Here is an 11,656-nt window from a genome sequence, read left to right as displayed (position 1 = left end):
GACGCCCGCTCCCGCACCGCAGCCGCAAGCCGCCCCCACCCCGGCACCGCAGCCGGAAGCCGCCCCCGCCCCCGTGACCGCAGGCGGTGCCGCGAACGACGAGATCAAGGACATCCTCTCCACGATCTTCGGCGAGGGCGTCGTGTTCCCGGAGTCCGACGAGGAGTAGCCCTGCCGTCCCATCCGATGCATCGCGCGAAGCGCTGCCTGCGCCGGCCCTCCACGGCGGGTGCCCGCGCGGCGCTCGGCCGATGCGTTCGTGATACCATGTCTCGGCAACGAATCGCATGCTCAAGCAAGGGAGTTCCGCATGGCTCAGATGAATATGCAGCAGATGATGAAGCAGGCCCGCAAGATGCAGGAGCAGCTCGCGGCGGCTCAGGAGAACATCGCCCAGTCGACGGTCGACGCGTCGGCCGGCGGCGGCATGGTCAAGGTGACGGTGAACGGCGAGATGCAGATCACCTCGCTCAAGATCGATCCCGAGGCGCTTGACCCCGAGGACGTCGAGATGCTCGAGGACATGATCACCGCCGCCGTGAACGAGGCGCTGCGCGGCGTGGGCGACCTCGCGAACCGCCAGATGGGCGCCATCACCGGCGGGCTCAACATCCCCGGGATGCCGTTCTAAAGGCTGCGCGAGATGGCGAGTAATCAGGATCTGCAGCGGCTGCTCGACGAGCTGGGGCGCCTGCCGGGCATCGGCCCCAAGAGCGCGCAGCGCATCGCCTACTACCTGCTCGAGGCCGATGCGGAGGAGGCGCGCCGCCTGGCGCAGGCGATCCTCGACGTGAAGGAGCACGTCCACTTCTGCAAGCGCTGCTTCAACTACGCCACGGCGGACGAATGCCCCATCTGCATGGACGGCATGCGCGACCGCACGCGCATCTGCGTGGTGGGCGAGCCCCGCGACATCCAGGCCATCGAGCGGACGGGCAGCTACCATGGGCTGTACCACGTGCTCGGCGGGGTGATCAGCCCCATGGAGAAGATCGGCCCGGAGCAGCTGCACGTGCGCGAGCTGCTCGCGCGCCTGGGCGAGGAGGACATCCAAGAGGTCATCATTGCCACGAACCCCAACATCGAGGGCGAGGCGACGGCGACCTACCTCGCACGCACCATCAAGCCGCTCGGCATCACGGTGAGCCGCCTCGCGAGCGGCCTGCCCGTGGGCGGCGACCTCGAGTACGCCGACGAGCTCACGCTCGGCCGCGCCATCGAAGCCCGCCGCGCGCTGTGAGCCGTTGGAGTCATCGAGTCGTCGGGGACGGGTGAGACAGTGGGGACGGGTTCAAATGACTCACTGAGTCAATGGGGTTGGGTTCGTTTGTCTCGCTGAGTCATTTGAACCCGTCCCCACTGTCTCACCCGTCCCCGACGACTCGTCCCCAATGACTCAGGCCAGCATGTCCCCCAGTCGGTCGATGAAGGCCTGGTAGTCGCGGATGCCGGCGAGCTCGCGCACGTTGAGCGGGTCGATGAGGATCGACACGAGCGGGTCGAAGAGCTCATTGAACGTCGCGCGCTGCCCGCGTGAGAACGCGAGCATGATCACGAGCGACACGGTGCCGTCGCCCCACGCGACCGGCTCGTCGGGCACGAGCACGGACATGCTGCTCTCGTTCGCGTACGGCTTCATGGTGTGCGGGACCGCCACCGCGCCGAACGCCGTCGACGACAGGTGCTCGCGCTCCAGCACGTCGTCCTCGAACCCCTCGTTCACATAGCCCAGCTCAATGAGGCGCGCGGACATGGCGTGGATGATCTCCTCGCGCGTGCGCACGGGCTCGCCCGTGGCGAAGAGCTCCGGCTTGACGAGCTCGCCGAGCCGCCTCCGGAACTTCTCGCGCCGCTTGCCGCGCTGCACGCGCTCCACGGCGGCGCGTACCTGCGGCACGTCGGTGTCGTGCGGCGCGATGCCGACGTGCAGCACGGGCACGGCCGGGGCGTGCGCGATGGGGTTCGTGGTGATGATGAGGTCGGCGCCGGCGAGGTGCTCGAGCGCACGCTCCGTGGTCACGATGTTCGTGACGAGCACGTCGTCCGAGAAATGCTTGTTCAGAAACTCCTGCAGGTTCTTGTCGATGTTGTAGTACGCGGGGCAGTACAGCACCGTCTTGACCTTGCTGTTGAGCTGCTTCTGCGCTTCGATGGTGCTGCCCAGGTGGAAGGCGATGTAGGCGATCTCGTCGTCGTTGATCTGGATGCCCGTGCGCCGCTTGATGATGCCGGCCGAGCCCACCGCGGTGTCGTAGAGCAGCGGGCAGCTCGACTTGATCTCGTCCGTAAGGGGGTTGCGCGCAAACGACTCGGTGCGCGCGCGGGCGAGCAGGTTCTTGATGTGCAGGGCGAAGCGGACGTAGAACTCCTTCTCGGAGAGGTCGATGAAGTAGTACATCGAGACGTCCCCGATGATCTCGTCGACGAGCGCCAGGCAGTCGGCGTCCACGTAGCGCGAGAGGTCGTCGCCCGCGTCGGCGTTGTAGTCGAGCGTCGTGGTGCGCGAGGCCAGCAGCAGCGCGAGCTCGTATTCCTCCGATCCGCTGAACGGCACGTCGAAGTGATCCTCGAGCTTGCGGGCGATGCTCGCCGCCATGTCCGCCTCGTGCGGCTTGAGCACGCTCTCCCGCGCGCCGTCCGTCTTGGGGAGGGTCGCGTGCTGCGCGCCCTTGCCCTTGATGCGGTCGAGCGCGATGGCGATGTGCAGCACGAGGTTGATGAGCGAGTATTCGTTCACGAAGTAACGCGCCTGCTCGAGCGTCTCGGCCACGGCGTCGCGGATGAACACGGCGTCGATGTCGGGGAACGCGTGCTGGATGGTGTCGAGGCTCATGAAGTTGACGCTCGTCTCCTCGTAGAGCAGGCCGGAGAGCAGACGGCGCTTGTTCTTCTCGGTGCCCTGGATGGAGAGCAGGTCGCCGGTGTGCGAGAGCTCGAGGTCGTATTCGGCGCAGGTGCGCATCATGCGGCCGAGCTCCTTGCGCATGGTGGAGGTGGAGACGAACAGCTCCTCGCAGAGGTCGTAGATGTTGAGGGGGCCGGGGTTCTGGATGATGCGCTTGAGCGCGTACGCGCGGCGCTCCTCGCGCGTCTGCGGCGTGGGCTGGCTGAACGGCGCGCGCTCCTCCAGGGTGAGCACGGCGGGGACGGTCACGCGGTCGCAGGTGTACCCGCTGCGCCCCGACTTCACGAGCGGCTTCTCGCCCTTGTGGTTGATGCTCCCCACGCGGTTGCGCACCGTGCGCTCGGACACGCCCAGCTGCGCTGCGAGCGCCTTGCCCGAAACGGGCTCGTTGCTTTGGAACAGCGCGCGCAGAAGCTCGAGTTCCTGGTCTGTGTAGCTGGGCTGCGCCATGGGCCACCTTCGCGGGGCGGTCGTTCCGGCTCCCGGGCGCGCCGCAGCTTCCGCGCGCCGTCGTCGCCGCGGCCCACCCCTCTCGCCGCAACGCACCATAAGTATATAGACCCTATGCTTCCGCCGTGTTTCGTCTTTTGCCGCGATAGGCGGCAGAAGGCTGTTGGACGGTCGCCGGCAAACGCGGTTCTATGGTGTCGTCCCAGTACCTTCTTGTTAAGGAGGAAAGCAATGAAGAAGCTCAACGTCCTTTTGGTGTGCGGTTCCGGTGCCAGCTCGGGGTTCATGGCCGCCAACATCCGCAAGGCCGCCAAGGCGCGCGGCCTGGAGATCTCGGTCGTCGCGCGCAGCGAGTCCGAGATCGAGTCCTACGTGGATGAGATCGACGCCCTCATGGTGGGCCCGCACCTCGCCTACATCCTCGACGAGATCGACGAGTACACCCACGGCCTGCCCGTGAAGGTCATCCTCATGAAGAAGGAGTACTACTCCACCCTCGACGGCGACGCCGCCCTCGACCACCTGCTGTCCGAGATGGGCGAGGAGTAGGGTCGCGCGCACCCTCGGTGATCCGGCGAGCTGCGCGCCGTGGATTCGCAGCACGGAAAAGGGGGAATCCCCCGCGTTTTAGGAAAGGAGTGCAGGATGGAAAAGCTCATCAACTGGCTTGAGAACAGCTTCCAGCCCAAGATGAACATCGTGAACACCAATGTGTGGATCCTCACCCTCAAGGACTCCATGCTCCAGGTGCTGCCGTTCATCTTCGTCGGCTCCATCTTCTGCATGGGAACGGTGCTCGAGTCGTTCGTGACCCTGCCGTTCTCGTTCTGGACGCCCTACGGTTGGACCATGGGCCTCGTGTCGCTCTTCGTGTCCTTCCTCATCCCGTTCAACTTCTGCGAGAAGAAGCGCCTGCGCAAGAGCCGCCTCATCGCGGGTCTGACCGGCATCTCCACGTTCCTCATCTCCATCACCCCTGAGGTGCTGAGCGAGGGCGAGGCCGGCTTCGGTTCCTCCGCGCTCGGCGCCGGCGGCATGTTCTGCGCCATGATCACGGGCATCATCGTCTGCATCGTGTTCAACCTCTTCGGCAAGTTCTCCTTCTTCAAGGAGGATTCGGTCATCCCCGACTTCGTGCGCCAGTGGTTCGACGCGCTCCTGCCCATCGGCATCACCGTGTTCGCGTTCTTCGCCGTCGTCCAGATCTTCGGCGTCGACCTCTACCAGATCGCCGTCAACCTGTTCATGCCGCTGCAGGGCATCGCCAACACGTGGTACGGCTTCACGCTCATCATCTTCATCTACTGCTTCATCTACTCGATGGGCATCTCCTCCTGGGTGCTCACCCCGGTTGCTGAGCCCATCAAGCTCGCCACCATCGCCGCGAACCTCGCGCTCATCGCGTCCGGCGAGGCCACCGCTGCCAACCAGGGCATCTACACCGAGACCCTCGTGTACGTGACCTACATGTGGTGGGGCGGCATCGGCTGCACCATGCCGCTCGTGCTCGAGATGATGTTCGCTGCCAAGTCCCAGAAGCTCAAGGCCCTTGGCCGCGCCTGCATCGCGCCCGCCATCTTCAACATCAACGAGCCCGTCGTCTTCGGCACCATCGCCTGGAACCCCATCATGATGCTCCCCATGTGGATCATCGGCATCGTGATGCCGCTCCTCACCTGGTTCGGCGTCAAGGTCATCCAGTTCGCCCCGTTCAACAACATCCAGTTCGAGCTTTGGTATTGCCCGTACCCCATCGGCACGTGGATTTCCACCGGCGGTTCTATCGCGGCTATCATCTTCGTTATCATCGAGTTCCTTGTCGCTGCCGCCATCTGGTTCCCCTTCATGAAGGCGTACGACCAGCAGTGCTGCGACGAGGAGGCCGAGAAGGAAGCCAAGAAGGTTTCCGCCAAGGCCACTGCATAGCCGCTGCGTAGGAAAGGACTGTCTGCAATGGATGAAGAAACCGTTCAGAGCGCCATGAACATCATCCTCCACGCCGGTGACGCCCGCGTCGCCTGCAAGGAGGCCATGGAAGCGCTCGCCCAGTTCGACATCGAGGGCGCCCGCGCCAAGATGGAGACCGCGCACACCGAGATCACCGAGGCGCACCGTGTCCAGACCGATGCCATCCAGGGCGAGGCGCGCGGCGAGGGGAAGGGCTACTCGCTGCTCTTCACCCACGCGCAGGACACGCTCATGACCATCAACAGCGAGATCAACATCACCAAGCAGCTCATCGGCGTGTTCGACGCCTACGAGAAGCGCCTCGCCGCGCTCGAGGAGAAGCTTGGGTAGAGCCGCGGCGCAGCGCACGCGCTGCCTGCACGATCGCTTGGAACCCGGGGCGCATCTCCCCATACCCACGTCCCGGTTCTCGTAGATTCGCCCGGTACCGCACCGTCTCGGGCGCGGTGCCGGGCATTCGTCTCTCACACATGTTTCACGCACGTTCACGGGCAAGGAGGCTCGAGTCATGAACAGGGTTCCCACCGGTTTCCCCAACGACTTCCTGTGGGGCGGCGCCGTCGCCGCGAACCAGCTCGAAGGCGCCTGGGATCAGGACGGCAAGGGCTGGTGCATCGCCGACATCAACGAGTTCCGCGACGACATCGCCATCGACAAGAAGTACAACGAGGAGGTCGACTCCACCTTCGTGAAGGAGGCCATGGAGGCAACCGACCGCGTGTTCCCCAAGCGCTGGGGCATCGACTTCTACCACACCTACAAGGAGGATCTGAAGCTCCTGGCCGGCATGGGCTTCAAGACGTTCCGCACCTCCATCAACTGGTCGCGCATCTTCCCCAACGGTGACGACGCCGAGCCCAACGAGGCCGGCCTCCAGTTCTATGAGGACCTCTTCAAGGAGATCGTCAAGAACGGCATGGAGCCCATGATCACCATCTCGCACTACGAGATGCCGCTCGCCCTCACCACGAACTACCTGGGCTGGTACTCGCGCGAGACCATCGACTTCTTCACGAAGTACTGCGAGACCGTGTTCGACCGCTACGCGGGGCTCGTGAAGTACTGGATCATCGTGAACCAGATCAACCTCATCGGCCACGAGAGCTTCAACCACCTGGGCGTGGCGAGCGACCGCGTCGACGACCTCATGAGCGCCAAGTACCAGGCCGTCCATAACGAGATGGTGGCCTGCGCCCGCGCCACGAAGTACGCGCACGAGCATCACCCGGAGATGCAGATCGGCATGATGCTCTGCGGCGGCCCGGCCTACGCGGCGAGCGCCAAGCCCGAGGACCAGCTGGCCACGCTCAAGCACAACCAGATGGAGTACTTCTACTCCGACGTGCTGCTGCGCGGCACCTACCCCGGCTACGCCTACCGCTACTTCCAGGACCACGACATCCACGTCATGGTGACCGAGGGCGACCTCGAGGACCTCAAGAACACGGCCGACTTCTTCAGCTTCTCCTACTACTACACCCGCATGGTCACGAAGGAGAGCTACGAGAACGGCAACGACGCCATCCGCAACCCGGACATCCCGGCGAGCGACTGGGGCTGGTCCATCGATCCCATCGGCCTGCGCATCCTGCTCAACGAGTTCTGGGACCGCTACCAGAAGCCCATCTACATCACCGAGAACGGCATCGGCGCCTACGACACGGTGGAGGAGGACGGCTCCATCCACGACACGTATCGCATCGATTACCTGCGCGCCCACCTCGAGCAGGTGCGCGAGGCCATCGAGGACGGCGTCGACGTGCGCGGCTACTACGCGTGGGGCCCGATCGACCTCGTGAGCTGCTCCTCGTCCGAGATGAGCAAGCGCTACGGCTTCATCTACGTCGACCTCGACGACTACGGCCATGGCACCGGCAAGCGCTCCCTCAAGGACAGCTATGCCTGGTACAAGAAGGTCATCGCCTCGAACGGCGCGGACCTGGCGTAAGGTTTTACCGCCCTGCGGCTCCCGGTGGGCTGCGGGGCGGCTCGATGACCGTGATAAAAAGGTGTCAGTCACCTTTTTATCACCACCTCCAGAAAGGGGTTTCCATGTACGCGAAGACCACGACGGTTGAGAACGCGAGCGGGCTGCATGCCCGTCCGGCGGCGGTGTTCACCAAGAAGGCGAGCGAGTTCGCATCGAAGATCACCGTGAAGCGCCTCGACACCGAGGCGACGTGCGACGCCAAGTCCGTCCTCATGCTCATGGGCATGGGCATCGGCTCGGGCACGCAGGTCGAGATCTCGGCCGAGGGCGACGACGAGCAGGCGGCCGTGGACGCCCTCGTCGAGCTCGTCGAGAGCGGATGCGGTGAGTAGCGGCCGCGCTACCGCCACCCCAAGCAGCTTTCTGCGCACGTGGAGCCCGGAGGTGGCGAAGGCCCTTCTGGGCTCCGCTGTCATGGCGCTCGGCATCTGCCTTTTCGTGGCCGTCGAGCTGGGGAGCGACTCGATCGACGTGCTGCTCGACGGCATGAGCCGCACGTTCGGCATCACGCTCGGCCAGGCGCAGCTCATCTTCACGGTGGCGACGACCATCGTCGCGTTCATCGTGAACCGCAGCCGCGTGGGCGTGCTGAGCGTGGTGGGCGGCATCATGACGAGCCAGCTCATCGATTTGTTCAACATCTGGATCCTGCCGATGGACCTCGCCGCGCAGGGCCTCGCGCTGCGCGTGGCGGCGCTCCTTGCGGGGCAGGTGTGCCTGAGCGCCTCGTACGCGATGCTGCAGGCGGTGCGCAACGGCATGAACGTGACGGACGCGATCGCCCAGAAGCTCGGCAGCGTGCTCCCGGGCGGATACGCCGTGTGGCGCACGGTCATCGACGCCGCGTGCCTCGTGGGCGGCATGCTCATCGGGGGCGTGTTCGGCGTGGGCACCGTGCTCTTCGTGCTCGTGAACGGCAGCCTGGTGAAGTTCTTCGCGCGCCTGCTCGCCCGGGTGGGCTTCGGCGCGCGCCCGGAGGCCGAGCGCGCCTGACGCGGCGCCGGGGAGCCGGGCTCTCGCAGCCGCCACTGCTGGGACGCGGCTGGCCGAGGGTCCGTCTCCCCCGCGCCGCGTGTCCGGCGGGTTCAAACGAGGGGCGCGTCGGGTAAACCTGGCGGCAGCCCGCAGTCATATGACTCTACGCCATTAGGCTACTTTACCGAGAGTAGGCTTTATCGCGAGCAAGCCGTATCACCTCTGCTATGGGGCATGATGGGTTCGCTGCGGCCGCCCGGGTCATCAGGTAATTCCCTTCCATCGCGAGCTTCGTCAGCGTCTCCGGTGGACACGAGGGGTTTTCGGCGACTATCTCGCGCACATATGGATCCTCATCCTCTGCGAGCCGCGCGAGAAGTTCCGGCGGACACGAGGGAGTTTGGGCTATATCAATCGGGTACAAGTTCCAACGCTCCACGACTCGTGTGAACAGGTCCGGGGGACATGTGGGGTTCTGAACAATCGCCAACCACACATCCGGTTCCGGCTCCTCTGCGAGCTTCTCGAGCACGTCCGGCGGGCACAAGGGGTTCCTAGCGACCCCCTCGAGCACAAACCGGTCTTCGCTCATCGCGAGTCTTGTCAGCGTCTCCGGCGGCCATGAGGGATTCCCGGCGCATACTGCACGCACCTCCCAGCTCTCGTCCTCCGCGAGCATCGCGAGCAGATTCGGCGGGCACGAGGGGTTCCTAGCGACCCCCTCGCGCACATATGGATCCTCATCCTCTGCGAACCGCGCGAGAAGTTCCGGCGGACACGCGGGATTCCAGACGCATGCCTGGCGCACATTCTGATCCTCGTCCGTCGCGAGCTCAGCCAGCGTCTCCGGCGGGCACGACGGGTTCACGGCGACTGCCTTGCGCACATCCCAGCGACAGTCCATCGCGAGCTCAGCCAGCGTCTCCGGCGGGCACGACGGGTTCCCCGCACATGCCTCGCACGTTGAGTGCTGCAAGGAATACTCCACGAGCTCCTCCAGCGTTTCCGGCTGCCATGAGGGATTCTCAGCGCGCGTTTCGTGGGTATACGTTGCGAGTTCCGCGAGCAGGTCCGGCGGACATGAGGGGTTCCCGGCGCACAGCTTCAGCTTCTTCCAGGAGTCGCCCTCAAGGGTCTCCATGCCGTGCGACCATGCGCAGAGCGCGTCCTCAGCCATCTGCTTCAACGCTTCTGGCGGGCACGAGGGGTTCCCAGCGACCGCCCTGCACATCCACGTGTCCTCGTCCGTCGCGAGCTCAGCAAGCACTTCCGGCGGGCACGACGGGTTCGCAGGGATGCTGTATTTCAAATCACGGATGAGCGGGAGCAAGAAGGGGTCTAAGTCTAGGAAGTCTCGGACGATCTCGCTTTCGTTAGATGTCTCCTGCGCGGCGGCCATGATTCCTCCAAGTCAACGATCAGCTCGCTACGGGTCTGATGTAATTTTATGCATGCCAAACAGAGAATTTCTCCGAGTGCTCGCTAGACGCCGAGCAGCTTGCGCTTCGCGGCGGCGAACTCTTCGTCGCCGAGTGCCCCCTCCCTGTGGAGTCTGGCAAGCCGCTCGAGCTCGTCCACAAAAGATGCGTCCGTTCTTCCAGCGAGCTCAGGCGAGGGGCTCGTCGGGTGAACCTGGTTCTCGGCAGTCCGGGGCCATCTGGCTCTATCCTGCCGAGCTTCATCGAGAGTAGGCTTTACCGAACCGAACCGAGAGCAGAATTTATCGAGAACAAGCCGCATAACCTCTGCTATGGGGCACGAGGGGTTCATTGCGGCCTTCGGGCTCACCCAAGGATCCTCGTTCACCACGAGTCTCGCCAGCACCTTCGGCGGACACGAGGGGTTTTTGGCGGCCGTCTCGCGCACAACTTGACTCTCGTCCTCAGCGAGCCGCGCAAGCAGGTCCGGCGGACACGAGGGGTTCTTGGCGACCGCCCTGCGCACGGCTTGGCTCTCGTCCTCAGCGATCCGCGCAAGCAGGTCCGGCGGGCACGAGGGGTTTTCGGCAACCGCCCCGCGCACCCACTCGTCCTCGTCCTCAGCGAGCCGCGCGAGCAGGTCCGGCGGGCACGAGGGGTTTTCGGCAACCGCCCCGCGCACCCACTCGTCCTCGTCCTCCACGAGCGCCGCGAGCAGGTCCGGCGGGCACGAGGGGTTCGCGACGACCGCCCGGCGCACATCCCGGTCCCCGTCCTTTGCGAGCTTCTTGAGTAGATCCAGGGGACACGAGAGGTTACCGGCGCATGCCTTGCGCACCCATCCGTCCTCGTCCGCCGCGAGCACCGCGAGAAGTTCCGGCGGACACGAGGGGTTTCTGGCGACCGACCCGCGTACGGCGTGACTCTCGTCCTCAGCGAGCCGCGCAAGCAGGTCCGGCGGACACGAGGGGTTCCGGGCGCATGCCTCACGTACATTCTGATCCTCGTCCCTCGCAAGGACTGCCAGTGTCTCCGGCGGGCACGAGGGTCTTGCGGCGACCGCTTGGCGCACCCACCCGTCCTCGTCCGTTGCGAGTCCCGCGCGCAGGTCCGGCGGGCACGAGGGATTCCCGGCGACCGCCCGGCGCACATCCCGGTCCCCGTCACTCGCGAGCACCGTCAGTGTTTTCGGCGGGCACGAGGGGTTTTCGGCAACCGCCCCGCGCACCCACTCGTCCTCGTCCTCCACGAGCGCCGCGAGCAGGTCCGGCGGGCACGAGGGGTTCGCGACGACCGCCCGGCGCACATCCCGGTCCCCGTCCTTTGCGAGCTTCTTGAGCAAATCCGGCGGGCACGCGGGGTTCCCGGCGCACAGCGTCAACGTTTGCCAGGAGTCGCCCTCCATCTCCTCCGCGCCGTGCGACCACGCGTAGAACGCGTCCTCCGCAATCTGCTTCAGCGTTTCCGGCGGGCACGAGGGGTTCTGGGAGAGTTCCCAACGAATTACCAGATCTTCCTCAGTCGCAAGCTTCGCCAGCACCTCCGGTGGGCACGACGGGCACGCAGCAATGCAGGATTTCAAAGCACAACTGAGTTCGCCCTTAGTAGAGACGAGATTTAGGAAGTATCGGACGATCTGGCTTTCGTAAGATGTCTCCTGCGCGGCGGTCATGATTCCTCCAAGTCGACGATCAGCTCGCTACGGGTCTGATGTAATTGTATCCATGGAAGATCCGGCTCATGTCGCGCGCCGCGCCGGCGCATGCGCCCGCTCACGGTCGAGCCTTCGAGGTGGCCGCGCTCTTCTAGCTCGCCGCGTGGCGTTTGGGCATTGCTATGGATCTTCGGGGTTTCGAGCGAACGTAAAGATCAGCGGGGCGTAGCGGAACGGTGCCCCGCCGCCCTTCGCGCACAAAGTTGTCGCTTTTACACGCGAAGCGCTTTCGTAAA

At 64.9% G+C, this 11,656-nt stretch carries 11 protein-coding genes; 8 read left to right on the top strand and 3 right to left on the bottom strand.

The window, feature by feature from the left end:
- Positions 1-310 precede the first annotated feature (310 nt).
- Entirely contained in the window at positions 311-631 is a 321-nt protein-coding gene (locus tag BN423_RS09135) for a YbaB/EbfC family nucleoid-associated protein (RefSeq protein ID WP_019239950.1), read from the top strand.
- A 12-nt stretch (positions 632-643) separates the two neighbouring features.
- Positions 644-1,240, top strand: coding sequence for a recombination mediator RecR (recR, locus tag BN423_RS09130; protein ID WP_019239949.1), 597 nt, complete (start codon positions 644-646; stop codon positions 1,238-1,240).
- A gap of 156 nt (positions 1,241-1,396) precedes the next feature.
- Here the strand turns inward: recR and BN423_RS09125 are convergent, their stop codons facing one another.
- Positions 1,397-3,355, bottom strand: coding sequence for a BglG family transcription antiterminator (locus BN423_RS09125; protein ID WP_019239948.1), 1,959 nt, complete (start codon positions 3,353-3,355; stop codon positions 1,397-1,399).
- 231 nt (positions 3,356-3,586) lie between these two features.
- Between BN423_RS09125 and BN423_RS09120 the strand changes: the two genes are divergently transcribed.
- The 6 genes from BN423_RS09120 to BN423_RS09095 all read left to right on the top strand — a co-directional run bounded on the left by BN423_RS09120 (position 3,587) and on the right by BN423_RS09095 (position 8,306).
- Positions 3,587-3,904, top strand: coding sequence for a PTS sugar transporter subunit IIB (locus BN423_RS09120; RefSeq protein WP_019239947.1), 318 nt, complete (start codon positions 3,587-3,589; stop codon positions 3,902-3,904).
- Positions 3,905-4,000: 96 nt separating this feature from the next.
- Positions 4,001-5,281, top strand: coding sequence for a PTS sugar transporter subunit IIC (locus BN423_RS09115; protein ID WP_019239946.1), 1,281 nt, complete (start codon positions 4,001-4,003; stop codon positions 5,279-5,281).
- A gap of 27 nt (positions 5,282-5,308) precedes the next feature.
- Positions 5,309-5,653 carry a PTS lactose/cellobiose transporter subunit IIA gene (locus BN423_RS09110; RefSeq protein ID WP_019239945.1) on the top strand — a complete coding sequence of 115 codons (345 nt, stop codon included), beginning with the start codon at positions 5,309-5,311 and terminating at the stop codon, positions 5,651-5,653.
- Positions 5,654-5,831: 178 nt separating this feature from the next.
- Positions 5,832-7,271 carry a glycoside hydrolase family 1 protein gene (locus BN423_RS09105; RefSeq protein WP_019239944.1) on the top strand — a complete coding sequence of 480 codons (1,440 nt, stop codon included), beginning with the start codon at positions 5,832-5,834 and terminating at the stop codon, positions 7,269-7,271.
- 104 nt (positions 7,272-7,375) lie between these two features.
- Positions 7,376-7,645, top strand: a complete 270-nt coding sequence (locus tag BN423_RS09100; RefSeq protein WP_019239943.1) for an HPr family phosphocarrier protein — start codon at positions 7,376-7,378, stop codon at positions 7,643-7,645.
- Positions 7,646-7,697: 52 nt separating this feature from the next.
- Positions 7,698-8,306 carry a YczE/YyaS/YitT family protein gene (locus BN423_RS09095; protein ID WP_019239942.1) on the top strand — a complete coding sequence of 203 codons (609 nt, stop codon included), beginning with the start codon at positions 7,698-7,700 and terminating at the stop codon, positions 8,304-8,306.
- 163 nt (positions 8,307-8,469) lie between these two features.
- Here BN423_RS09095 and BN423_RS09090 read toward each other — a convergent pair whose 3' ends face one another.
- Both BN423_RS09090 and BN423_RS10870 read right to left on the bottom strand, forming a co-directional pair.
- Entirely contained in the window at positions 8,470-9,687 is a 1,218-nt protein-coding gene (locus BN423_RS09090; protein ID WP_019239941.1) for a variant leucine-rich repeat-containing protein, read from the bottom strand.
- A gap of 83 nt (positions 9,688-9,770) precedes the next feature.
- A complete protein-coding gene (locus tag BN423_RS10870) occupies positions 9,771-11,246 on the bottom strand; it encodes a variant leucine-rich repeat-containing protein (RefSeq protein ID WP_232385554.1) in 1,476 nt (491 codons plus the stop codon).
- Between the last annotated feature and the right edge of the window lie 410 nt (positions 11,247-11,656).

It is taken from the genome of Enorma timonensis, assembly GCF_000321165.1.
Lineage (GTDB): Bacteria > Actinomycetota > Coriobacteriia > Coriobacteriales > Coriobacteriaceae > Enorma.
The sequence above is the reverse complement of the archived record's forward strand: the minus strand, read 5'-3'. Positions and strand labels throughout refer to the sequence as shown.